23 protein-coding genes are annotated in these 23,935 nt (G+C 65.9%); 14 read left to right on the top strand and 9 right to left on the bottom strand.

The features are described from left to right. Positions 1 to 30: 30 nt before the first annotated feature. Positions 31 to 1,035, bottom strand: a complete 1,005-nt coding sequence (locus HFP57_RS14840; RefSeq protein ID WP_176870509.1) for a fumarylacetoacetate hydrolase family protein — start codon at positions 1,033 to 1,035, stop codon at positions 31 to 33. Between the two features lie 146 nt (positions 1,036 to 1,181). On the opposite strand from HFP57_RS14840, the gene HFP57_RS14835 reads away from it, so the two are divergent. The 6 genes from HFP57_RS14835 (at position 1,182) to HFP57_RS14810 (ending at position 7,407) form a co-directional block, all read left to right on the top strand. Beyond that, entirely contained in the window at positions 1,182 to 1,820 is a 639-nt protein-coding gene (locus HFP57_RS14835; protein WP_176870508.1) for a hypothetical protein, read from the top strand. Continuing rightward, positions 1,817 to 3,016: a DUF4350 domain-containing protein gene (locus tag HFP57_RS14830; RefSeq protein WP_176870507.1), complete on the top strand. Its 1,200-nt coding sequence runs from the start codon at positions 1,817 to 1,819 to the stop codon at positions 3,014 to 3,016. The genes HFP57_RS14835 and HFP57_RS14830 overlap by 4 nt, the downstream gene beginning before the upstream one ends. Next, the gene (locus tag HFP57_RS14825) at positions 3,006 to 3,962 is read left to right on the top strand and encodes an AAA family ATPase (protein ID WP_176870506.1); all 957 of its coding nucleotides are present in this window, start codon (positions 3,006 to 3,008) and stop codon (positions 3,960 to 3,962) included. Before HFP57_RS14830 ends, HFP57_RS14825 begins: the two co-directional genes overlap by 11 nt. A 205-nt stretch (positions 3,963 to 4,167) precedes the next feature. Beyond that, positions 4,168 to 5,511, top strand: a complete 1,344-nt coding sequence (locus HFP57_RS14820; RefSeq protein WP_176870505.1) for a DUF58 domain-containing protein — start codon at positions 4,168 to 4,170, stop codon at positions 5,509 to 5,511. Next, entirely contained in the window at positions 5,511 to 6,521 is a 1,011-nt protein-coding gene (locus HFP57_RS14815) for a stage II sporulation protein M (protein WP_176870504.1), read from the top strand. The genes HFP57_RS14820 and HFP57_RS14815 overlap by 1 nt, the downstream gene beginning before the upstream one ends. Continuing rightward, positions 6,508 to 7,407: an RDD family protein gene (locus HFP57_RS14810; protein ID WP_176870503.1), complete on the top strand. Its 900-nt coding sequence runs from the start codon at positions 6,508 to 6,510 to the stop codon at positions 7,405 to 7,407. The genes HFP57_RS14815 and HFP57_RS14810 overlap by 14 nt, the downstream gene beginning before the upstream one ends. Before the next feature lie 9 nt (positions 7,408 to 7,416). On the opposite strand, the gene HFP57_RS14805 is transcribed toward HFP57_RS14810, so the two are convergent. Continuing rightward, a complete protein-coding gene (locus tag HFP57_RS14805) occupies positions 7,417 to 8,679 on the bottom strand; it encodes a CapA family protein (protein WP_176870502.1) in 1,263 nt (420 codons plus the stop codon). Positions 8,680 to 9,121: 442 nt separating this feature from the next. Between HFP57_RS14805 and HFP57_RS14800 the strand changes: the two genes are divergently transcribed. Continuing rightward, positions 9,122 to 9,760 (top strand): cell wall hydrolase, encoded by a 639-nt coding sequence (locus HFP57_RS14800; RefSeq protein ID WP_176870501.1) that lies wholly within the window; start codon positions 9,122 to 9,124, stop codon positions 9,758 to 9,760. A 20-nt stretch (positions 9,761 to 9,780) separates the two neighbouring features. Here HFP57_RS14800 and HFP57_RS14795 read toward each other — a convergent pair whose 3' ends face one another. Together HFP57_RS14795 and HFP57_RS14790 are read right to left on the bottom strand one after the other, a co-directional pair. After that, the gene (locus HFP57_RS14795; protein WP_176870500.1) at positions 9,781 to 10,320 is read right to left on the bottom strand and encodes an SRPBCC family protein; all 540 of its coding nucleotides are present in this window, start codon (positions 10,318 to 10,320) and stop codon (positions 9,781 to 9,783) included. Position 10,321: 1 nt separating this feature from the next. Then, positions 10,322 to 10,624, bottom strand: coding sequence for an ArsR/SmtB family transcription factor (locus HFP57_RS14790; RefSeq protein WP_176870499.1), 303 nt, complete (start codon positions 10,622 to 10,624; stop codon positions 10,322 to 10,324). An 89-nt stretch (positions 10,625 to 10,713) separates the two neighbouring features. Between HFP57_RS14790 and HFP57_RS14785 the strand changes: the two genes are divergently transcribed. Both HFP57_RS14785 and HFP57_RS14780 read left to right on the top strand, forming a co-directional pair. Next, positions 10,714 to 11,334, top strand: coding sequence for a class I SAM-dependent methyltransferase (locus HFP57_RS14785; RefSeq protein WP_176870498.1), 621 nt, complete (start codon positions 10,714 to 10,716; stop codon positions 11,332 to 11,334). Next, positions 11,331 to 12,059: a GIN domain-containing protein gene (locus tag HFP57_RS14780; RefSeq protein WP_176870497.1), complete on the top strand. Its 729-nt coding sequence runs from the start codon at positions 11,331 to 11,333 to the stop codon at positions 12,057 to 12,059. The genes HFP57_RS14785 and HFP57_RS14780 overlap by 4 nt, the downstream gene beginning before the upstream one ends. 230 nt (positions 12,060 to 12,289) lie before the next feature. Here the strand turns inward: HFP57_RS14780 and HFP57_RS14775 are convergent, their stop codons facing one another. Next, complete coding sequence (locus HFP57_RS14775; RefSeq protein WP_176870496.1) at positions 12,290 to 12,694, bottom strand: DUF1489 family protein; 405 nt, start codon at positions 12,692 to 12,694, stop codon at positions 12,290 to 12,292. 298 nt (positions 12,695 to 12,992) lie between these two features. Further along, positions 12,993 to 14,399, bottom strand: coding sequence for a magnesium transporter (mgtE, locus tag HFP57_RS14770; protein ID WP_176870495.1), 1,407 nt, complete (start codon positions 14,397 to 14,399; stop codon positions 12,993 to 12,995). 97 nt (positions 14,400 to 14,496) lie between these two features. Here mgtE and HFP57_RS14765 point away from each other — a divergent pair, with 97 nt between their 5' ends. The 3 genes from HFP57_RS14765 (at position 14,497) to HFP57_RS14755 (ending at position 16,888) form a co-directional block, all read left to right on the top strand. Next, positions 14,497 to 15,531, top strand: coding sequence for an LLM class flavin-dependent oxidoreductase (locus HFP57_RS14765; protein WP_246263188.1), 1,035 nt, complete (start codon positions 14,497 to 14,499; stop codon positions 15,529 to 15,531). 144 nt (positions 15,532 to 15,675) lie between these two features. Then, complete coding sequence (locus tag HFP57_RS14760) at positions 15,676 to 16,122, top strand: peptidylprolyl isomerase (RefSeq protein ID WP_176870494.1); 447 nt, start codon at positions 15,676 to 15,678, stop codon at positions 16,120 to 16,122. Between the two features lie 4 nt (positions 16,123 to 16,126). Beyond that, complete coding sequence (locus HFP57_RS14755; RefSeq protein WP_176870493.1) at positions 16,127 to 16,888, top strand: SDR family NAD(P)-dependent oxidoreductase; 762 nt, start codon at positions 16,127 to 16,129, stop codon at positions 16,886 to 16,888. Here HFP57_RS14755 and HFP57_RS14750 read toward each other — a convergent pair. Next, the gene (locus HFP57_RS14750) at positions 16,869 to 17,798 is read right to left on the bottom strand and encodes a LysR substrate-binding domain-containing protein (protein ID WP_176870492.1); all 930 of its coding nucleotides are present in this window, start codon (positions 17,796 to 17,798) and stop codon (positions 16,869 to 16,871) included. The genes HFP57_RS14755 and HFP57_RS14750 overlap by 20 nt on opposite strands. Positions 17,799 to 18,102: 304 nt before the next feature. On the opposite strand from HFP57_RS14750, the gene HFP57_RS14745 reads away from it, so the two are divergent. Further along, positions 18,103 to 20,415, top strand: coding sequence for a CDC48 family AAA ATPase (locus tag HFP57_RS14745; RefSeq protein WP_176870491.1), 2,313 nt, complete (start codon positions 18,103 to 18,105; stop codon positions 20,413 to 20,415). A 213-nt stretch (positions 20,416 to 20,628) separates the two neighbouring features. On the opposite strand, the gene HFP57_RS14740 is transcribed toward HFP57_RS14745, so the two are convergent. Beyond that, on the bottom strand, positions 20,629 to 21,918 hold the full coding sequence (locus HFP57_RS14740; protein WP_176870490.1) for an MFS transporter: 1,290 nt from the start codon (positions 21,916 to 21,918) through the stop codon (positions 20,629 to 20,631). A 166-nt stretch (positions 21,919 to 22,084) separates the two neighbouring features. On the opposite strand from HFP57_RS14740, the gene HFP57_RS14735 reads away from it, so the two are divergent. Then, positions 22,085 to 22,702 (top strand): class I SAM-dependent methyltransferase, encoded by a 618-nt coding sequence (locus HFP57_RS14735; RefSeq protein WP_176870489.1) that lies wholly within the window; start codon positions 22,085 to 22,087, stop codon positions 22,700 to 22,702. Positions 22,703 to 22,708: 6 nt separating this feature from the next. Here HFP57_RS14735 and HFP57_RS14730 read toward each other — a convergent pair whose 3' ends face one another. Next, positions 22,709 to 23,872 (bottom strand): phospholipase D-like domain-containing protein, encoded by a 1,164-nt coding sequence (locus HFP57_RS14730; RefSeq protein ID WP_176870488.1) that lies wholly within the window; start codon positions 23,870 to 23,872, stop codon positions 22,709 to 22,711. Positions 23,873 to 23,935 lie beyond the last annotated feature (63 nt).

Here is a 23,935-nt window from a genome sequence, read left to right as displayed (position 1 = left end):
CTGTTTCTTCTATAGCCTAACCAGCAGCATTCAGACCTCCACCACTTCCTGCTCGATCGTGCCGAACGTGGCATGGCCGTGTTCGTCTTCCATCCAGATGCGTACGGTGTCGCCGTGCGAAAGGAAGGGCGTCTTCATCTCGCCGTCGAGGATCTTCTCCACCATCCGGACCTCGGCGAGGCAGCTATAGCCGCGTCCGCCCTGGTCGATCGGCTTGCCCGGACCGCCATCTTCGTCGCGGTTGGACACGGTGCCCGAACCGATGATGGAACCCGCCACGAGGTTCCGCGTCTTTGCGAGGTGCGCGACGAGCGTGCCGAAATCGAAGGTCATGTCCTCGCCGGCATCGGCGCGGCCGAACGGCTTGCCGTTGAGATCGACCATCAGCGGCCCGTGCAGCTTGCCCTCCTTCCAGTTGGGGAGTTCGTCCGGTGTCACGAATACCGGCGAAAAGGCGCTCGCCGGTTTCGACTGGACGAAGCCGAACCCCTTGCCGAGCTCGGCGGGAATCAGGTTGCGCAAGGATACGTCGTTCACTAGCCCGACGAGCCGGATCGCACCCAGCGCCTCGTCGCGGCTCGCGCCCTGCGGCACATCGCCGGTGACGACGACGATCTCGGCCTCGAGATCGCAGCCCCATTCCTCGTCGGGAAGCGGGATCGGATCGCGCGGACCGATAAACCCGTCCGAGCCGCCCTGATACATCAGCGGGTCTTCCCAGAAACTGTCAGGAATCTCGGCGCCGCGCGCCTTGCGCACGAGGACGACGTGATTCACATAGGCAGACCCATCCGCCCATTGATAGGCGCGCGGCAGCGGCGATGCCGCCTCGCGCTCGTGAAACCGTTCCTTGGGAATGGCGTCGTGCGCGAGGTCGGTCGCAAGATTCTCGAGCTGCGGCGCGATCGTATCCCAATCGTCGAGCGCCGCCTGCAGGGTCGGTGCGATATGCGCGGCATCGGCGCACCAGGCGAGATCATGGCTGACAACGACCAGTTTCCCGTCCCGGCCAGCCTTGAGCGATCCCAATTTCATCTGTGTCTCCTGATCAAGTCGTTTGCGTCCATAACCTGCCAACGCGTGAAAGGCCAAAGCCGTTTCCCGGGGGCGAGATCGGCCCTCGCCATGACCCGGCCCGCGCGGTATGCAGGTGGCAGTCGCGAGGGGAAACGGATCAGCCTATGACGGCAGCGGCACCGCCGATCGCCAATGCAGACAAGCAGAATTTCGAGACGGCCTATCGCGAGCTCGTCGAAAGCGAGCGGTTCCAGACCGAAATGGCGCGCTTCGAGATACCCCAGGCCGATCCGCCCGGCTGGCTGGTGCGGCTGCTCGAATGGCTCGAAACGACGGGGCCTGTCTGGCAGGGCCTGTTCTGGGTCGTCGTGATCGGTCTTGCCGCCCTCATCCTGTTCGGCATCGGACGCGCGCTCTACTATCGCTTCGCCGGCCGGCCGGCGCCGGCCGAAGACGAGCCGGACGATGAATATTGGCGGCCCGAGGCCAGGGCCGCGCAGAGCCTGCTCGGGGAAGCCGACGCGCTCGCCAAACAGGGCCGCTATGCCGAGGCGGCGCATCTGCTGCTGTTTCGCAGCATCGCCGATATCGAGGAGCGGCTGCCAGATTTCCTGCGGCCGGCGCTGACGAGCCGCGACATTGCGAACGCGCCCGCCCTGCCCGCGCCGGCGCGCACGGCGTTTTCGTCCATCGCCGGCGTCGTCGAACGCGGCATCTTCGCGGTCCGCCCGGTCGACGAGAAGGGCTGGACCGAGGCGCGCGCCGCCTATGAGCAATTCGCCTTCGGCACGAGCTGGACGTGACCGAGGCCGCCTCCCCCTTCAGCGCGCGGACCGTGATGCTGCTCGTCATTGCCGGTATCGTCGGCTTCGCGGCGTTCCTGCTGCTGACCGCCTATGCGCCGGAGCTGCGCAGCGGGCGCGACGGGCGCGCGCACGGCCTGTCGACCTCCGCGGTCGGTTTTCGGGGCGTATACACATTGCTCGAGGCGACAGGCGCGGATGTCGATTATCTGCGCAGCGGCGACAGCACACGCAACACAGGGCTCACCATCCTCACCCTGGAACCGGGCAGCGATCCGGATCGCGTCGCCGCGCTGATCGACGATCGCTGGGGCCCGCTCCTGATCGTGCTGCCGAAATGGATGACCTTTCCGGTGCAAGGCGAGCGGGACCGCGTCCAATGGGTCGATGCCGGGATCGGCCCGAGCGTCGCCCATATGCTCTCGGACCTCGCCGCGATCAGCGTTTCGACCGGCGAAACAGCGGCCGGCGCGCGCCTGCAGAGCGGGATGCTGAACCAGGTCGAATTTCGCGCGCCGGGGAATCTGCAGACGATGTCGGGACGCGACCTTTCGCCGCTGATGGAAACCGCGAAGGACGAATTCGTCCTCGCCAATGTTCACAATACGCAGATCTATATCCTGTCGGACCCCGATCTGATCAACAATCAGATATTGGCCGACAGGGACCGGACGCGCGCCGCACTGATGCTGCTCGGCGAGTTGAACCTGAACGACGGCCCCTACCGCTTCGATCTCGTCGCCAACGGTTTCGGCGGATCGCGCAACCTGCTGACCCTCGCCTTCGATCCGCCCTTCCTCGCGCTGACCCTGTGCCTGCTCGCCGCCGCGCTGCTTGCCGGTCTCCAGGCGATCTACCGGTTCGGGCCGACCCTGCGCCCCGCCCGCGCCATCGCCTTCGGCAAGCGCGCGCTGGTCGACAACAGCGCCGAACTGCTGCGCCTCGCGCGGCGCGAACATCTGTCGAGCGAACGCTATGTCGCGATGACGCGCGACGCGGCCGTCGCGGCGATCGGCAATCCGCGCCAGCTCGACGGGGACGCGCTCGATCGCTGGCTCGACGGGCTCGGCCCCGAGACCATGCCGCCGTTCAGCACGCTCGCCCGCGCGGCCGAACGCGCTCATAACCGCCAAGACATACGCGACGCCGCACGGGCGCTGTACGACTGGAGAAAGGCCGTCACCCATGAAGGTTGAAGAGATCAAACCGCTCGGCGCGAGCATCCACAGCGAAATCGCCAAGGCGATCGTCGGGCAGCAGGAGATCGTCGATCATTTGCTGATCGCGCTGTTTTCCGCGGGCCACTGCCTGCTAGAAGGGCCGCCGGGCACTGCCAAGACCTTTCTTGCCCAATGCTTCTCGCGTGCGCTGGGACTCGATTTCGGGCGCATCCAGTTCACGCCCGACCTGATGCCGAGCGACATTATCGGCGCCAACCTGTTCAACTTCCAGACCAGCGAGTTCAAACTGACCCGCGGCCCGATCTTCTGCGAACTGCTGCTGGCCGACGAGATCAACCGCACGCCGCCGAAGAGCCAGGCGGCGCTGCTCGAAGCGATGCAGGAACGCGCGGTGACGATCGACGGCGAAACCCACCGGCTGTCGGACCGGTTCATGGTCGTCGCGACCCAGAACCCGATCGAGCAGCAGGGCGTCTACCCGCTGCCCGAAGCCCAGCTCGACCGGTTCCTGTTCAAACTCGCGGTCGGCTATCCGAGCGAGGCGGAGGAACAGAAGATCGTCGCCGTCCATGGCAGCCGGTTCGGCGCGCCCAAGGCGGCGGATTTCGATATCGAAACGGTGGCCGACGGCGCGGCCATCTCGGCGGCGATCGAGGCCGTCGCGACCGTCAAGCTGGTGCCCGATGTGACCAACTATATCGTCTCGCTGATCCGCGCGACGCGGGAGACCGCCGATCTCGACGCCGGCGCCAGCCCGCGCGCGGCGGCGATGCTGGCCAGCGCGGCACGATCGCGCGCGGCGCTGGACGGACGCGATTATGTCATCCCCGACGATGTGAAGGCGCTGGCGCCCGCCGTGCTGCGCCATCGCGTGATCCTTTCCGCTGCGGCCGAGATCGACGGGCGCGACGCCGACGGCATCGTCGCGCAGCTGATCGAACAGGTGGAGGCGCCCCGGTGAGCGACAGCGATAACTTTTCAGTCGGGCGATGGAGGGCGGCAATCTCCGACAGAGCCGCTAGTCCTGAGCCTGTCGAAGGACGTCTATCGGCGGAGGCGGATCGGGTGAAACATTCCCCGAATGTTTCAGGATCGTCTGGGGGACGATCCGACCCGACCGCCCCTTCGACGGGCTCAGGACTAACGGATCGGTTGGTGCCACTCGCATGATCTACCCGACCGCCCGGTCCGTCATCCTGATGGCGCTCGGCGCGCCGGCTGCGCTCGTCATCGGCGTGGTGATCCCGCAATACTGGTTTCTCGGGCTGATCTGGATCGCGGTGATCACGGCACTGATCCTGCTCGACGCGCTGAGCGCCGGGCGCCCGGCCTCGCTCGACGCCGAACTCGAAAAACCGGCGACGATCGGCGTCGGCACGCCCTTCACCGTGACCAGCCGGTTGCGCTTCCCGACGGGTCCGGACGGCGGCGCGACCGACCGGGGGACCGCGCCGCGCCGGATCGAGGTCGCGCTCAGCGTCGACGAAAAACTTGATGCGGGCGGCGGGCGGCGAGCCGGCGCGCCGATGATCGACGGACAGGCGGAGATCGATACGGCGTTCACCGCGAACCGGCGCGGCACGGCGACGATCGGCCATCTATGGACCCGCTGGACGGGTCCGCTCGGCCTCGCCTGGGTCCAGAAGCGCGACTATTTCGGCGCGGAAATCGTCGTGACGCCCAACATCGCGTTCATCCGGGACAAGGGCATCCAGCTCTATCTGCGCGACGCGGCCCATGGCCTGATCGCCCAGCTCGATCGCGGCGACGGCACCGAATTCGATTCGATGACCGAGTTCCAGCCCGGTATGGACCGGCGGACGATCGACTGGAAACAGTCGGCCCGGCATACCGAATTGCTGGCCAAGGAATATCGGACGGAGCGCAACAACCATATCGTCTTCGCACTCGATACCGGGCGAACCATGTGCGAGCCGATCGCCGGTCTGCCGCGCATCGACCGCGCGATCTCGGCCGCGCTGCTGACCGCCTATGTCGCGCTCAAGGCCGGCGACCGGGCGAGCCTCTTCGCCTTTGCCGGGCGGCCGCAGGTCGCCAGCCCGACCGTCGCCGGCGCGCGCGCTTTCTCGGCGCTGCAACGGGCCGCCGCGGATATCGATTACGCGCCGGAGGAGAGCAATTACACGCTCGCCCTGACGACGCTCGCCGCGCAGCTCCACCGCCGCTCGCTCGTGATCGCGTTCACCGATTTCGCCGACCCGACGAGCGCGGAGCTGATGCTGCGCGCGGCGGGCCGGCTGCTCGACCGGCATCTCGTGCTGTTCGTCGTGCTGCGCGATGCCGAACTGACCGCGCTCGCGCATCGGAAACCGGAGGATTCGGCCGATGTCTCGCGCGCCGTCACCGCCCATGCGCTGCTCCGCGAGCGGGCGATCGTGATCGCGCGTCTGCAGCGGATGGGCGCGCATGTGCTCGAAGCCGGGCATGACGAGGTCGGTACCCGGCTCGTCGCCAATTATGTCGAACTCAAACGGCGGAGCCTTCTCTGATGGAACGCGTGGCCGGTCAGGCGATCTTCAGCAGCACGACGTTCCGGGAAGAACGCGAGGCCGACTGGGCGCGCCTCGAGGAACTGCTCCGCCGGGCCGAGGGCGGCTCGGTGAGGAGGCTCTCGGACGAGGATCTGCTCGAACTGCCCGTCCTCTACCGGTCCGCGCTGTCGGCGCTGTCGGTCGCCCGGGCGACGTCGCTCGACATGGCGCTGATCGCCTATCTCGAAGGGCTGTGCACGCGCGCCTATTTCTTCGTCTACGGCGTCCGCACGAGCTTCGGGCAGCGGGCCATGCATTTCTTCACGAACGACTGGCCGGCGGCCGTCCGCCGCATCTGGCGCGAGACGCTGATCGCCATCGTCCTGATGCTGGCCGGGACGATCGCCGCCTATCTCCTGGTCAGCAACGATCCGAGCTGGTTCAACGCGATCATCCCGAGCGGCCTCGCCGCGGAGCGCGGGCCGGACGCGACCGCCGAGGCGCTGCGCGCGACACTCTATGACGATAACGAGCGCAACGGGCTCGGCGTGTTCGCCACCTATCTCTTCACCCACAATGCCCAGGTCTCGATCTTCGCCTTCGCGCTGGGCTTCGCTTTCGGCGTCCCGACCGCGCTGCTGATGGTCTATAATGGCGCGATACTCGGCGCGTTCGTCGCGCTGTTCGTGGACAATGGACTGGGCTTCGAACTGGGCGGCTGGCTGCTGATCCACGGTTCGACCGAACTGTTCGCCATCGCGCTTGCCGGGGCAGCGGGACTGCATATCGGCACGAAGATCATCTTTCCGGGCATGGAGAGCCGGCTGGCCGCGGCGCGGCGCGCGGGTCGCACGGCGGCGACCGCGATGATCGGCGTGATCGTGATGCTGCTTTTTGCCGGATTGCTCGAGGGGTTCGGCCGCCAGCTCATCACCGACGACTGGACGCGCTACGCGATCGCCGCCGCGATGTTCGCGACCTGGTGTGCCTATTTCTACGTTCCGAGGCTCGGCGATGGCGAGCATTAACCCGGCCCTGCCCTATGGCGCGACCGAGCGCACGCTGATCACGCCCGAAGGCGTCGATCTCCGGCTCAAACTCGCCACCGCCGGCCAGCGCGCCGGGGCCTTCCTCATCGATTTCATCCTGCTGATCGTCATCCTCACCGCCTTCACCATCGCCGTCGTCTCGGCGGGGCTGGGAACCGTCGGATCGGGCTCGCTCGCCGGGCTGGAGATCGTCGCGGTGATCTGGCTGCTCGGCTTCTTCCTGCTGCGGAATTTCTATTTCATCGCCTTCGAGATCGGCCGGCGGTCGGCAACACTCGGAAAACGGGCGGTCGGGCTTCGGGTCGTGGCGCGCGACGGCGGGCGGTTGACCGCCGATGCCGTCATCGCCCGCAACCTGATGCGCGAGATCGAGGTCTTCCTGCCGCTTTCCTTCCTGGCGGGCGGCGAGGGCGTGGACGGGTGGATCGCGCTGATCGGCCTGGCCTGGGCCGGAATCTTCCTCTTCTTCCCGCTGTTCAACCGGGACCGGCTGCGCGTCGGCGACATCGTCGCAGGGACCTGGGTCGTCCATGCCCCGCGCCGCAAGCTCGAAATCGATCTCGCCGGCGGCAATGGCGAGGCGGCCGGCGCTTTCGCCTTCACCGAGGACCAGCTCGACGCCTATGGCGAATATGAACTGCAGACGCTCGAAAACGTGCTGCGCGCGGGCAATGCCGAAACCGAGGCGAACGTCGCGGCGACCATTCGCGGCAAGATCGGCTGGGAATGGCGTGAGGAGGAAGAGGACCGGGCGTTCCTGAGCGCTTACTACGCGGCGCTCAGCACGCGGCTCGAACGGCGGATGCTGTTCGGCAACCGGCGGCGGGACAAGTTCGATACCGGGGAGGACGGCAGTAACGCCTAGGTTGATGTCCTAGCGCGGCCAGTCGAGCCGGCCGTCGAACCCGATCCGCACTCGGCTTTCGGGGAAATCGCGCGCCGTCAGCACGGCGGTCCGCTGGGCGGCCGCGTTGCTGCGATCGAGATAGGGCCCGCCGGGGCGATCCTGCCGCGCGGACACGATATCGGCCGAAACCAGCGCGCCCTCGCCATCGACCTCGAGCCGGGCGACCGGGGCAAGGCCATTATGCCCGCGCAGGTTGAACCGGCCATAGGTCCAGAAATTACTGAGGCTGTAGGCGATGAACCGCCCCTGATAGACCTCGACCGCCCGCGGGATATGCGGCCCGTGGCAGAAGACGATATCGGCCCCGGCATCGACGGCGGCGCGCGCGAAACGGAAGGGGTTGCCGCGGTCTTCCTCGAGATACATCTCGGTCTCGCGCGTGACCCGATCATAGCGCGCGCCTTCCGCGCCGATATGGCACGAGACCATGACGATATCGGCCTGCGCATCGGCCGCGCGCACCATCTCGCCAACGCGCGCATAATTCTGGACGCTGAGCAGACCCGGATTGTGCCCGAACGCGACGAGCGCGACACGACGGCCGTCGTCGAGCGTCTGGATGCCGATCCGCATCCCGTCGCGATCGCCGCCGGCCACCGCCATGCCGGTGCGGGTGAGATTCTCATAGGTCGCGGTGCGGCCGCTCTCGCCGAAATCGCGGGCATGGTTGTTGGCATGCGACATGATCGTGAAACCGGCACGCCTCAGATAATCGGCATGAAAGGGCGGGCTGCGGAAGACATAGCAGAATTCCGGATTGCCGCAGGTCTTGGCATCTTCGTCGCTGGTGTGGATCGTACCCTCATAATTGCCGAACACGGCATCCGCTTCGCCGAAGATCGCGGCGAGTGCGGGCCCCATCACCATCGCCGGATCGCCGCCCGGTATGACGCGCGGGTCCATGCCGGGCTCGGGCCAGTCGCTGCCCATCATGATGTCGCCGACGCCGAGGATCGTATAGGTGCGCGGGTCGTCCGGAACCGTCGCTTCGGGCTGTTCGGGCGCGGTGACGCCGTCGGCGGCCGCTTCGGGTGTTTCCGCCGGGACGCCGGCCACGGGCTCGTCCACCGCGGGAGCCTCGGCCGCCGATTCGGCGACCACCGGTGCGTTCGCGGATTGCTGGCTGATGACCATCGCGCGCGGCGCCGTCCGGGCTTCGGTACAGGACCCCAGAATCGTCCCGGCGACCAGGCCGGTGACCATGAATACAGTGAGGCGCGATCGCCGCATCAGGTCCCCCAATGTCGCTCCAGACGATATTGCGAGCGATTCTCCGTGACGAAACTAGCAGAGCCGGGCACCGAACGGCGAGTCCCTTCCGCACAGGCCCGAATTTATCAAAAATTCAGCAAGTTTCATTTTGATACTGGTTAACGGTCTATATTTTTCAAAGACTTAGTGATTCCAACGCCACGAAAATCGTGTAATTTTGTTGCGCAAGTCGTCGTGTTGGGTCCACGGCTCATCGTAATCAACTTGTAATGCTGCACTGCACAATACAATTACGGGGTCAACAAGGCACAGATGCGTCGCGACCGCGTCCATCTTGCAAGCCGTGAAATGCAGAGCGGGTCAGCAATTAGTTTCGAGTATGTTTTGGCGCCGGCCCGCGCCATTTGGCGCACGCGATGGAGTTTTTATGTCCTTCGGACGTAAGCGAGTGATTTTTGGAATGTCCGCCATGGCCGCCGCCGCGATTGCCGCGGTGCCGATGGCAACCGGTTTCGCCGCCGGAACGGGCGAAACGGCGATTGCCGCTGAGGATGACGAGCTTCTGGCCGAAGCCGGCTTCGATGCGTCGCTGCCGGACATACTGGCCAAGCCGATCGAAGAGCCGGTGATCGACCTCGACGCATTGAGCGAAGATGTCGGCAGCGCCGAGGAAACGACGGCGACAGAAGCGACCGACCAAGACGAAACGACGGCGGCCGTCGCGATCAACGACGCGCATGACGACGAGCTGGAATGCCTGGTCCGCACGATCAGCAATGAAGCGCGAGGCGAACCCCGCGATGGCAAGCTCGCCGTCGCGCAGGTCGTGATGAACCGCGTCGCCTCACCGCTTTTCCCCGACACGATCTGCGGCGTCGTCTATCAGCGCCGGCAATTTTCGAATATCCGCCGCCACCAACCCAATCGCTCGGGCCCGCTCTGGGACCGCATGGTCGACATCGCGATCGATGCCCGCAACGGCATCAGCGAGCCGATGGTCGGCGAGGCCCTGTTCTTCCACGCGCGCTATGTGCGCCCCGGTTTCTCGCGGACGCGTCAGCGGGTCGCCCAGATCGGCGGTCATATCTTCTACCAGTAAGCTGGCAGACACGGCCCGGATCAGGACAGCGGGCTGAGCGCCGCGCGATAATGTTCCTCGGCCGTCGCATGTTCGGCCCAGAAGGCGCGCCGCGGATCGCCGGTCAGCGCATCGATCAGCAGGCCGAGATGCGCCTGCCAGCCGGCGGCCGCGCTGATCAGCTGGGCGAACTCGTGATTCGGCGACTGGATCAGGGTCAGCCGGACCCGGTCGCCGGCGGGTTCGAGTTCGACCTGCACCTCGCCATCCTCCCCGGCATGGGTGAAATCGCGGAAGACGAGGCGGCGGGGCGGATCGAATTCGACCAGCTTCACCTCGAAGGACACGCCGCCCTTCAGTTCGGCGAACCGATCGGGAAATGCCTCGTCCGATAGCCGGCCATGGTCGAAGACCATAGTAAAGGTCTCACCCGGGGTTTCGGTCATCGTACCGCCGCAGAACCAGAGCGCGCGTTTGGCCGGATCGACGAAATGCTCCCAGACCCTTTCGATCGGCCCGGGCAGATCGCGCACGAAGCGCAAGGACCCGTTTTCCAGCTGCGTACCGAATTCTTCCTTCATGTCATTCCTCCCCGTCCAGTACCTGCTGGAGCGCATCGAGACGCCCGTTCCACAACCGCCGCGTCCGGGCGACCCATCGCTCCATCTCGGCAAGACCGGCCGGATCGAGGCGGTAGACCCGCTCGCGTCCGCGCTTTTCCACGGTCACGAGGCCGGCCTTGCGCAGAACTTTCAGATGCTGCGAAATGGCGGGCGCCGTCATCTCGAAACCCGTGGCGATCGCACTGGCGCGCTGCTCGCCCCGCGCCAACAGGGTCACGATGTCGCGCCGTGTCGAATCGCTGAGGGCTGCAAAACCATCCATGGATCTAATAATTAAGAGATTACTTAATTAAGTCAATTCTTAATTATTTAGCGCTGGCAGAGGAGAGTCACGCGTGGCACGATCAGGCGATGGCAGGGCTTTGGGAAAGATACGTCGTACCGCGCCTGATCGGCTTTTGCTGCACGCAGCCGCCGGTCATGAAACGCCGCGCCAAGGTCGTGCCGCGCGCGCACGGCCGGGTGCTCGAGCTGGGTGCCGGAGGCGGCGCCAATTTCGCGCTGTACGACCCGCATCAGGTGACCAGCGTCGAGGGCGTCGACCCATCGCCCGAACTGCTGACCCGCGCGCATCAGGCCGCCAAGACCGAAGGCATTCCGTTCAATATCGAACCCGGGATAGCCGAGGCCCTCCCCTTTCCCGATGCGAGCTTCGATACGGTGCTGACGACCTTCACCCTGTGTTCGGTGCAGGACCAGGCGCAAGCGCTGGCCGAGGCGCGCCGCGTCCTCAAACCCGAGGGGCGGTTGCTGTTCTGCGAACATGGCGCCGCTCCCGATGCATCGGTCGCCAAATGGCAGCGGCGGATCGAACCGGTCTGGAAGCGGATCGGCGGCGGCTGCCATCTCACCCGCCCGGTCAGCGCGGCGATCGCCCGGGCCGGGTTCAAGATCGGCGAGCAGGAGCAGGGCTATATGGAAAAATCGCCGCGCTGGGCCGGCTGGGTCGAATTGGGAGAAGCCAGGATATGATCGCAAGAGCGGTGATCGTAGCGATCGCATCGATACTGACCCTGACTTTGGCGATACCGGCGGCGGCCGAACGGCGCGGCTATTCGGTAACCGGCTTCGACCGGATCCAGGTCCAGGGCCCGTTTGTCGTCCGCGTCACCACCGGAAGGGGATCCTCGGCCTATGCCGAAGGCCATCACCGCGCGATCAACGAGATTGCGGTGCAGGTCGTCGGCAACACACTGCGCGTCCGCCGCAACGTTTCCAGCAATTGGGGCGGCTATCCGGGCGAACGCGAGACGCAATCGGCGATCCTCTACCTGACCACCCACGAAATCGAGCAGGCGACGGTCATCGGTACCGGCGATCTCGAGATCGACCGGATGGAAGGCGGACGGCTGCTCGCCAGCCTCGGCGGCAACGGCCGGCTCGCGGTCGGCGAGATCGACGCCGATCATATCGCGCTGGCGGTGACCGGCGCGGGCATCATGGAAGTGGGCGGCCATGCCGAGACGGGCCGCGTGACGGTCGAAGGCCCGGGCACGGTTGCGGGCGCGGGGCTCACCGTCGACGATCTGACCGTCAACCTCAACGGCCCCGGCAGTATCGAGATCGCGGCCGAGCGCGAGGCCGATGTGACGGCGGTCGGCAACGGCGTCGTGATCGTCTCCGGCAACGCCGCCTGCACCGACCGCAGCGTCGGATCGGGCCGGGTCAGCTGCGGCGGATTCCTGGACAGGCGTTAACTTATCAGAACGTTGCTCGCGCAACGTCGCGGCACCGGGCATACTTTGTCAGAACGTTGCTCGCGCAACGTCGCCGCACCGGCCCTCTCCCCCTCCCGGCCTCCCATTGAGTGTACCCTGTTGGGAGGCCGGGAGGGGGAGAGGGCTGGTGCGGCGCTCGACCGAAAGGTCGAGTCTGACCAAGATGAAATCGCCGCTCCCCAAACGAAACCGACAGCCGGATCAACGCTTCACACCAACCCCAGCCGCGCCAGCTCGTTGAGCATCTTGGCCGGCATCTCGGCGATCCCGTCCTCGTCGCCGTCGAAATCCGCCGGCGCATCCTCGCCTTTCAGATAGCGCCACCCCTGGTGCGCCCGCTTCGGGCGGGCGCGGACCGGGATGAGCCTTGGGTCGAGCCGGATGTTCCAGCGGCCGTCGTCGCTCTCGACGAAACCGAGGATCCGCTGGCGGACGACGAGCCGGTGCTTGATGATCCAGAAGATCGAACCGCCGATCAGCTCCTCATGGCGCGTCGGCCGGTAGCGGGTCGTGATCGTGACCTCGCCATCGGCGATACGCGGGGCTTGCCGTTGCCGGATACGGGCGATCGAATCGCATCCGACGGCGGGCTTGGTAATGTGCAACGTCGCCATGGTGTTGATTTGGGCGGCCGAGCGCCCGCGATCAAGCGTGCGGATTGGCGATCGGTTGCGGGGGACAGTTTTTGTCAGACCTTCGCTTCGCTCGGGCGCCGCACCGGAGTCTTTTTGTCAGACTCGACCCGACGGTCGAGCGCGGCACCGGCCCGCACCCCCTCCCGACCTCCCACTAGGGTACACTCAATGGGAGGTCGGGAGGGGGTGCGGGCCGGTGCCGCGATTTTCCGCAAGGAAAATTCTGACAAAAGGAAACTGCCGCGCTCGACCGACAGGTCGAGTCTGACAAAAAACTCTACCCGACCAGGCCCGACGCGACCGCGAAGCCGAGAAAGGCGAGGAAACCGATGGAGTCCGTGATCATCGTGACGAACACCGATGACGCGACGGCCGGGTCCTGCTTCAGCCGGTCGAGAATGACCGGTACGAACACGCCGGCGAGCCCGGCGATGATGATGTTGACGAGCATCGCCGCCGCGATGACCCCGCCCAATGCCCAGTTCGAAAACACGAGCGCGGCCCCGATGCCGATCAGCACCGCGATCGTCGCGCCGTTCAATATGGCGACCGCGAGTTCCTGCCGGATCGTCCGCCATGTGTTGGAGCGCGTCAGCTCGTTGATCGCCAGCGCGCGCACCGCGACCGCCATGGTCTGGGTCCCCGCATTGCCGCCGATCGAGGCGACGATCGGCATCAGGATGGCGAGCGCGACCATCTCCTCGATCGCCGCGCCGAACAGCGAAATGATGAAGCTCGCGACGAGCGCCGTGCCGAGATTGGCGACCAGCCAGCGGACGCGGCCGCTATAGGCCTCGCCGATCGGCTGGTTGATATCGCCCTCGCCCGCGCCCGACAGCCTGAGGATATCCTCGCCCGCCTCTTCGGAGATGATGTCGACGATATCGTCGACCGTGATCATACCGACGAGCCGCCCCGCATCGTCGACCACGGCGGCCGAGATCAGCCCGTATTTCTGGAAGCGCAGTGCGACCTCCTCCTGGTCCATATCGACCGGGATCAGCGTCTGTTCCCGCTTCATCACGTCGGAAATCGAAAAATCGCGGGGCGTGCGGAGAATCCAGCTCAGCGCACAGGTGCCAACCGGGTGATGGGCGGTGTCGACGACGAAGATTTCCCAGAAATCCATCGTGTCGTCCTGACTGTCGCGCAGGAAATCGATGACATCGCCGACCGTCATATTCTCGTGCACCGCGACGAGCTCGCGCTGCATGACGCGGCCGGCGGACTCTTCGGGATAGGTGAGCGCTTCCTCGATCGCCGCCCGGTCGTCGGGTTCGAGCGCATCGAGCACCTCGCGCTGATCGCCGGCTTCCATGTCCTCGATGATCGCGACGGCATCGTCGGTCTCGAGGTTGGCGGCGAGGTCGGCGACCTGCTCATTGTCGAGTTCGTCGACCAGCGCCTCGCGGACGAAATCGTTCATCTCCGCCAGGACTTCGCCGTCGAGCAGTTCGGAGAGCGCCCCGGCGAGATCGGCGCGCCGGTCCCGCTCGACCTGTTCGAACAGGTCGGCGATATCGGCGGGATGGAGGCGGCCGGCCAGTTCGCGCGCGGCCTCGTCGTCGCCCGATTCCAGCGAAACGACGACGGCATTGACGAATTCCGGTTTCAGCCGGTCGTCCTTGTCGAGATCGGTTTCGGGATTTTCCGTTTCGGGAGCGTCAGCGGCGGTTTCACTCATGCGGCGCCCTCCCTCGTGCGATCCCGATGGCCCGTCAGCGCCTTAAACCGAAACCGAACCGCTTGTCAGCCTTTCTTCGCGCGGACGATGGGCTACTATGCGCGATATGCCCGAATACCGCCTCTCCGTACTCGACCAGTCGCCGATCGCCGAGGGCCGGACCGCCGCCGACGCGATCGCCGATACGATCGACCTGGCGCGCCATGCCGATGCCCTCGGCTATCATCGCTACTGGGTCGCCGAACATCATGCGAGTCCGGCGCTGGCCGGCGCCACGCCCGAAGCGCTGATCGGTCCGATCGCGCAGGCGACGACACGGATCCGCGTCGGATCGGGCGGGATCATGCTGCCGCACTATTCGCCGTTCAAGGTCGCCGAGACCTTTGCGCTGCTCAGCGCGCTGGCGCCGGGCCGCATCGATCTCGGGCTCGGCCGCGCGCCGGGCGGGGACGGCCGGATCATGCTCGCGCTGCAGCGCGACCGCAGCCGGCGGATGCCGCATGACGATTTTCCCAACAATCTCGCCGAACTGCTCGCCTATTTCGACGGCACGCTGCCCGAGGATCATCCCTTCGCGCCGCTGGCGGACACGCTGCCATCGGGCGGCGGAACGCCCGACATCTGGCTGCTCGGCTCGTCGATGGACAGCGCGCTCTGGGCGGCCGAGGCCGGTCTCCCCTATTGCTTCGCCGATTTCATCAATCCCGAAGGCGCGGCGATGACGGCCGAATATCGCGCGCGCTTCAAGCCATCGGCGCGGCTCGCCCAGCCGCATACGATGGTCGCGAGCTGGGTGATCGCGGCGGAGAATGCCGAAACGGCGGCGCGGCTCGGCAAGCCCGCGGCGATGCTCGGCGCGCTGCTGCGGCGCAACGTGCTGATTCCCGTCCCGGCGATCGAGACCGCGGAGGAGTGGCTGGACAACAACCCGGCCGCGCTTTCGACCCGCAAGCGCCGGGTAATCCACGGCACCCCGGCCGAATGCCGCACGGCGCTGGACGACGTGGCAAGGGAATATGGCGCGGACGAGATGATGCTCGTCAATATCATGGCCGATCACGAAGCCCGGCGGGACAGCTATCGCCTTGTCGCCGAAGAATATGGGCTGGCCTCGCGCGCCAAGGCTGCCTAGGGAGACCAGCAAAGCCATGTTGCTCCGGTCCCGTTAGGGCTCTGAGCCTGTCGAAGCCCGCTTCTCCGTTGGGAAAACGCCCTTCGACAAGCTCAGGACCAACGGTGTAGCTGGACCGGTATTTTTAAGTAGGAGATAATGTTCATGTCCGATACGCTTACCATCTCGCTCGACAGCGGCGATGTCGTCATCAAGCTGCGCCCCGACCTTGCGCCCAACCATGTCGCCCGGATTTCCGAGCTGGCCAAGGACGGTTTTTACGACGGCGTCGTCTTCCATCGCGTGATCCCCGGCTTCATGGCGCAGGGCGGCGATCCGACGGGCACCGGTATGCACGGTTCGGACAAGCCGAATCTCGAACAGGAGTTCAACAGCGAACCGCATGTCCGCGGCACCTGTTCGATGGCGCGCGCGCAGGACCCGAACAGCGCGAACAGTCAGTTCTTCATCTGCTTCGACGATTCCGAGTTCCTCGACGGCCAGTATACGGTCTGGGGCGAGGTGATCTCCGGCATGGAACATGTCGACGCGCTGCCCAAGGGCGAACCGCCGGCCAATCCCGGCGTCATCAAGTCGATGACCGTCGGCTAGGCTGATGGCCAACCCCTATACCCTCGTCACCGGCGCATCGAGCGGGCTCGGCAAATTGTTCGCCCGGGCCTGCGCGAAGCGCGGCGACAAGGTCGCCATCGTCGCGCGGCGCAAGAACAAGCTCAAGGAACTGGCCGAAGAGCTCGGCCCCGACACGATCGTGATCTCGGAGGATCTGAGCGATTACGACGCGCCCGACGCGATCGTCGAAACGATCGAGCAGGCCGGCGCGCATGTCGGCACGCTGATCAACAATGCCGGTTTCGGCGCGCGCGGCGAGTTTCGCAACCTGCCGATCGGCGACCAGACCGACATGATCCAGGTGAATGTGCTCGCGGTTACCCAGCTCTGCCACCGGGTGATCCCGAGCATGCTCGCCAATGGCGGCGGCGCGATCCTCAACGTCGCGTCGACCGCGTCCTTCCAGGCCGGGCCCGGCATGGCCGTCTATTATGCGAGCAAGGCGTTCGTCCTGTCGCTCTCCGAAGCGCTGCACGAGGAACTGGAGTCGCACAATATCGCGGTCACCGCACTGTGCCCCGGCGCGACCAAGACCGAATTCGCCCATCGCGCCGACATGACCGACACGACCCTGTTCCAGAAATTCGCCGGCGAACCCGAATCGGTGGTCGAAGCCGGGCTGAAGGGTCTGGCGAAGAACAAGGCGATCGTGATTCCGGGCGCGGTCAACAAGGCGATGGTCCAGTCAAACCGGCTGGCGCCCCGCGCCGTTACCCGCGAAATCGTCAAATTGCTGCAGCAATAGCCGCGCTGGCGGCCGGCTGGCCGCTGGACTGGCGGCAGACGCGGCTGAACAGCCAGTCGTGGAACAGCTTGACCGGCTTGCGCCGGAGCGCCGAGCGGCGGCAAGCGAACCAGTAGCTGTACGGGCTCTCCACCTCGGTATCGAACAGGCGGACCAGCCGGTCGTCGTCTGCATCGTGGAGATGCGAATCGAGCATGAAGGCGACGCCGAGCCCCTGCGCCGCGGCATCGAGCATCAGCTGGCCCGAATCGAAATGATCCTCGGCCGCGGGTTCGAGATTGGGATAGCCGACCGCGTTGCGCCAGAACTGGAAGGTCTCCGGCATGTCCCGGTGCAGCAGGATGGTGAGCCCGGCGATCTGTTCGGGATGGGTCACAGGCGCGCCGCGCACCGTCAGCCCGCGCGCGGCGATCGGCGTGATGATGTTATGATCGATTTCGCGCGAATAGAGGCCCGGGTCTATCGACTGGGCGAGCGTGATCGCCGCATCCAGTCCGTCGCCCAACCGCGCCGTGCCATGGGCGGCCGTGTCGATATCGATATGAAGCTCGGGATGCATCTCGCGCAACTCCGGCAATTCGCCGATCAGGCGCTGCGAAGCGAAGAGCGGCAGCACGCCGAGGCGCAGCCGGACGAGATCGGCCTGCCCCGTCGACAGTTCGATGGCCGACGCCAGCTCGTCCAGCGGCGCCGATACGCGGGCCAGCAACGCTTCGCCATCCTCGGTGAGGACCATCGCATGGTGGCGGCGCTCGAACAGCAAGCGGCCTAGGAAATGCTCGAGATTCTGCACCCGGCGGCTGAGCGCGGGCGAGGACAGCGACAATTCTTCGGCGGCCGCCTTCACCGATCCGAGCCGCGCGACCTGCACAAAGGCTTCGATCGCGGTCAGCGGCGGCAATCTGCGCATGAACTCGCTCCTGCTGGTCCGGTGCTTTGTACCGCGCCGCGCCGGACGGTGAGTTGCATAACGTGCAATCCTTAGCAAATTTTTCGCACTTGCACAATTGCAATTTGAAACCCAAATAGGCGGGGCCTTATCAGGCATCCTCTCCTAAGACCCTTCGGGCCGGCCATGCCCCTCTTTGGCCGGCCCGTTTTTTTTGCGTGCTCCCCATCAGCGTCTGCCCGCCGGCCACGGGGCTCGCCCGGAGACGGTTCGCAATGCGCGTTCCACCCCCTATGTAGGACCCTGTCACTGCAAGGGAGTCCCCATGGCCGACGCCGAAGCCCCGCCCGCCGATGAAGGTCTGAAGCTCCAGGTTGCCAATGCGCGGCCCGAAGACTCCGGCCGCGGCCTCGCGCGCATGTCGCGCGAAACGATGTCCGCGCTCGGCCTCACCGAAGGCGATGTCGTTACGATCACCGGCAAGCGCACGACGCCGGCCCGGGCCGTCCTTCCCTATCAGGAGGATGAAGGACTCGCGATCCTGCGCATCGACGGGCTCCAGCGGGCCAATGCCGGTGCGGGGTCGGGCGATTTCGTCACCGTCGAAAAGGCTGAATCGAGTCCGGCGAAACGCGTCGTGTTCGCACCCGCACAGCGCAACCTGAAACTCCACGGCAACGCCGAAGCGCTCAAGCGCAGCTTCGGCATGAAGCCGCTGACCCAGGGCGATGTCGTCGCCACCGCGGGCCAGCGCCCGGTCGAGCGCGGCGATATGCCGCCCCAGCTCCGCCAGATGATGAACGCTCCGGCCTATGCGCTGCAGGAGGTCCGGCTCGTCGTCACCGCGACGACGCCCAAGGGCATCGTCCATATCGACGAGAACACGGTCGTCGAACTCAAGTCCGAATATAGCGAACCGACCGAGGCGCGCCGCGCCGACGTCACCTATGACGATCTGGGCGGCATGGTCGAGACGATCGACCAGCTGCGCGAGATGGTCGAGCTGCCGCTGCGCTATCCCGAGCTGTTCCAGCGACTGGGCGTCGATCCGCCCAAGGGCGTGCTGCTCCACGGCCCGCCCGGCACCGGCAAGACGCTGCTCGCCCGCGCGGTCGCCAATGAGAGCGATGCGGAATTCTTCCTGATCAACGGCCCCGAGATCATGGGCTCGGCCTATGGCGAGAGCGAGAAGAAGCTGCGCGAGATTTTCGAGCAGGCGACGGCCGCCCAGCCCTCGATCGTGTTCATCGACGAGATCGATTCGATCACGCCCAAGCGCGACAAGGTCGCCGGCGAGGCCGAAAAGCGGCTCGTCGCCCAGCTTCTCACCTTGATGGATGGCTTGCAGGCGCGGGCCAACCTCGTCGTCATCGCGGCGACCAACCGCCCCGAGGCGATCGACGAGGCGCTGCGCCGCCCCGGCCGGTTCGACCGCGAGATCGTCGTCGGCGTGCCCGACGAGCATGGCCGGCGCGAGATCCTCGCCATCCACACGCGCGGCATGCCGCTCGCCGAGGATGTCAGCCTGCGCGCGCTCGCCCGCCAGACCTACGGTTTTGTCGGCGCCGACCTCGCGGCGCTGACCCGCGAGGCGGCGATCGAGGCCGTCCGCCGGATCATGCCGAAGCTCAATCTCGAGGACCGGACGATCCCGGCCGAAGTGCTCGACGAACTGTCGGTCGACCGGAGCGATTTCGAGGAAGCGATCAAACGCATCCAGCCGTCGGCGCTGCGCGAAGTCATGGTCGAGGCGCCCAATGTCGGCTGGGACGATATCGGCGGGCTCGACGATGTGCAGAAGCGCCTCAAGGAGGGCGTCGAACTGCCGCTCAAGGACCCGGACGCCTTCCGCCGCCTCGGCATCCGCCCGGCCAAGGGCTTCCTGCTCTACGGCCCGCCCGGCACCGGCAAGACCTTGCTCGCCAAGGCGACGGCGCATGAATCGAACGCCAATTTCATCGCCACCAAATCGTCCGACCTGCTCTCCAAATGGTATGGCGAGAGCGAACAGCAGATCGCCAAACTCTTCGCCCGGGCGCGGCAGGTCGCGCCGACCGTGATCTTTTTCGACGAGCTGGACAGCCTCGTCCCGGCGCGCGGCGGCGGACTCGGCGAACCCCAGGTCACCGAACGGGTCGTCAACACGATCCTCGCCGAGATGGACGGACTCGAAGAGCTGCAATCGGTGGTGGTCATCGGCGCGACGAACCGCCCCAACCTGCTCGACCCGGCGCTGCTGCGGCCCGGACGCTTCGACGAGATGATCTATGTCCCGGTGCCGGGCGAGCCCGGACGACGGCGGATCCTCGCGATCCATACGTCCACGATGCCGCTCGCCGACGATGTCGATCTCGACATGCTGGCCGAGCGGACGGACCGGTTCACCGGCGCCGATCTCGAAGACCTGACCCGGCGCGCCGGCCTCTATGCGCTGCGGCGTTCGCTGACCGCGGACAGCGTGACAATGGCCGATTTCGAGAAGGCGCTGGCCGATACGCGCGCGAGCGTCACGAGCGAGATGGAACGCGAATATGAGACGATGGCGGCGAAGCTCAAACGGGATTCGCTGGCGATCAACCCGATCGGCTTCATCGCACCCGGCATGCTGCAACCGGTCAACGAGGACAAGCACGACTAGGGGGAGTCTGTTGGTCAGATTCCTTTTGTCAGACTCGACCTTGCGGTCGAGCGCCGCACCGGCCCACTCCCCCTCCCGGCCTCCCATTGAGTGTACCCTGTGGGAGATCGGGAGTGGGCTGGTGCGGCGATTTCCCGAGAGGGAAATTCTGACAAACTAAACCCGGTGCGGCGCTCGACCGAAAGTCGAGTCTGACAAATAAAGACCTCCCCGCTAATCCTCGAGCCTGATCGCCGACCAGACCGTCAGCAGCCCGAACAGCGCCGCGCAAACCAGGAAAGGCAGCGGCATCGAGATACCGTAGATCAGCACGCCGACGGCCGGCGCGGCGATAAAGGCCATGCCGTTCACCGACGCGACCATCCCGGCGACCTGCCCCTGTTCGGCGCGGCTGACGGCAAGCGACGCGCCGCTGGTGAAGCCGGGCCGGAACAGGCCCATGCCGAGCGAGGTGATCGCGAAACCCAGGGTCATCGCGTGCAGCGTCGTCACGAATGCGGTCAGCATGCATCCCGCGGCGCCGAGGACGAAGCCCCAGATCACGAGCCGCTTCGGCGGTACCTTCATTTGCGGAATCAGGCCCCATTGGGCGAGCAGGGTCGCCCCGGCGCCCGCCATCAGCACGATGCCGATCGCCTGCTGCGCCTCGTCGAGCGGCACGGCGAGCCGGTCGATGATCAGGAAGCCGATCACGCCGAGGATCGCCGCATGGCCATGCCCGCCGACGACGCCGACGATGAGCCAGGGCAATGTCCGCCGGTCGCGCCAGCGCAGCCGCCCGGCCGGCGCGCCGCCATCCTCTTCGTCGTCGCCGGACGGTGCCGAGGTTCCCGACAGACCGCCGATGGACGGCTCGCTCGATATCGTGCCGCGCGCCGCGTGCTGCGGTGTATCGTTGGGCAGGAGCACGGCCACCGCAAGCCAGACGAGACAGCCGAGCAGCGCGAAGACGATGAGCGGCCCGGCCAGCCCGCCGGTGACGGGCAGGACGAAGGCCGGCGCGAGCGCGGGACCGATGATCGTGCCGAGCCCGAAGGAGGAGGCGATGATCGACAGCGCCGCGGTGCGGTTTTCGCGATCGGTGCGCGCGGCGACATAGGCCTGGACCGCGGGCGGCGCGGCCGAACCGAAACCGCCATACAGGCTGCGGGCCAGGGCGAAGATGATGAAGGTCGTCGCCGGAAGCAGCCAGCCGATCAGGCCGAGCCACAGGATCGCGCCGCAAATCGCCATCGATGCGATGAAGCCCAGCGTGCCGAGCAGCATCAGCGGCTTGCGCCCGCGCCGGTCCGACTGGCGCGCCCAATAGGGCGCCAGCAGCACCCAGAGCAGGGCCGACCAGGTATAGGCCAGCGAGACCCAGAAATCGGGGATATCGAGCGCCCGACCGATCGTCGGCATGACCGATTGCATCGCCGTATTGCCGGCCGCCGCGGTCAGCATGACGAGGAAGAGAACCGCGAACCGGTCGCGCCGAATCTGGACCGCGGGCGCCCCGGCCATCAGGCCGGCCGGCGCCGCGACGGCAGCATGAAATCGGAAGGAAGCTCGGTGCGCATCGGGTTTCCCTTAACGGCAACCGCTCTGCCGCGATAGTCAGCAATCGCTTGCCATTTTCCCGGGCATTTGCGAACGCGTGCGCATGACAGCCCCGGAATATGCGAAACGAATGACCGAAACCCTTTCCAGTGCCGCAAAGCGCAAGACCGCATCGGGCGGCCCGGGGCCGCTCGCCCTGTTCTTCAAGGGTTTCCTCAAACATCCGGTCATGGTCGGCTCGGTCATCCCGTCGTCGAAGCGGCTGATCGACAAGATGCTGGCGCCGGTCGACTGGGACAACACCAAGCTGTTCGTCGAATATGGCCCGGGCGTGGGCACCTTCTGCCGCCCGATCCTCGACCGGCTGAGGCCCGATGCGACCCTGATCGCAATCGATACCAATCCCGATTTCGTCGACTATCTGGAACGCGACATTCGCGATCCGCGCTTCCACGTCGTCCACGGCTCGGCGGCCGATGTCGAATCGATCGTCGCCGAGAAGGGCTTCGAAAAAGCCGATTATGTGGTGTCGGGACTGCCCTTCTCCACCCTGCCCGACGGCGTCGGCGAGGAGATCGGCAGGGCGACGGGCCGCGTGATCCGTCCGGGCGGCGCGTTCCTCGTCTATCAGTTCTCGCCCAAATGCCGCGACTATATCGCGCCCAATTTCGACCGGATCGACAAGGATCGCGAATGGTGGAACATCCCGCCCGCCGTCCTTTTCTGGGGCTGGAAGAATGAAGCCTAGGCGGTTTTACTGACCGTCGAGGCCGAAATTCAGACGCCGGGTCACATTGTAGTCGAGCACCGACATCAGGAAATAGGACAGCCGGCCCCTGAACCGCGTCCATAGCGTCTGGCTGCGCTCATAATCCTCCGCGGTGATGCGGGCACTGTCGGCCACTTCGCAGTCGACGAGGCTGCGGACGGAATCGGCGAACGCCGCATCGCGGACGCGCAGCATGACCTCGAGATTGAGATAAAGGCTGCGGACGTCGAAATTGGCGGAGCCGATATAGACGATATCGTCGATCACATAGAGCTTCGTGTGGAGCATCATCGGCTGATATTCGTAGATTTCGACTTCGGGCAGCAGATAGCGATAGCGGTTGCGCGCGGCGGCGATGGTGACGTTGTTGTCCGACTTTGCCGCGGTGATCAGCCGCGCCCGGCCGCGCCGCGCGGCTTTCCGGATCGGGCGGAGCAGTGGTGCATAGGGGGCGAAATAGGCGGCGATGATGTCGATATCGGTTGCGCCGTTGAGATCGTTGCGCAGCGTCTGTCCCCAGGGGCTCAGTTCGCGCGTCGGGCCGCCGAACAGCAGCCGGACATGGCCGTCCTGCTGATGATGACGCAACAGGATCGCGCGCAGATCCTCCATCTCGGACCGGGAATCGCCCGACCAGGCGACGATCTCGTCGAAATAGGCGGCCAGACGGGCGGCAGACGGGCCCTCGACCGCGAGGCCGAGATCGCGCCAGCCTTCGGTGCCGTAGGGCGCGAAATAGTCCTGCTCGACATTGAAACCGCCGATCAGCGCCTTTCGTTCGTCGGCGATCGCCATTTTCTGGTGGTTGCGCAGCAGGTAGCGGCGGCTGCGCTTGGGTTCGTAGCGGCAGAACAGGCAATCGCTGTCGGCCAGCGGCGCGAAGAATGCATCGCTGGCCCCGGCGCTGCCGAAACCGTCTACCAGCAGGGCGACCGCAACGCCGCGCCGCTGCGCGGCGACCAGCGCATCGCGCACCCGGGTCGCGACCGGATCTTCGAGGAAGATGTAGAAAAGCAGCTTGATGCTGTGCTGCGCATTATCGATCAGCGCGAGCAGTGCCTCGAGCCGCTCCGGCCCCTCGGGCAGCAACGCGAAACTGTGCCCGTCAATATCGGGCAAGCGATAGTCGGGCCTTTCGATATCCGCCATGGACCCGCTCTAGGCCGCAATCCCCCGGTCCGGCAAGCCGGGGAATTCTTGACAATCCGGCCC

Origin of the sequence: Parasphingopyxis algicola, from assembly GCF_013378075.1 — a bacterium.
GTDB lineage: Bacteria > Pseudomonadota > Alphaproteobacteria > Sphingomonadales > Sphingomonadaceae > Parasphingopyxis > Parasphingopyxis algicola.
The sequence above is the reverse complement of the archived record's forward strand: the minus strand, read 5'-3'. Positions and strand labels throughout refer to the sequence as shown.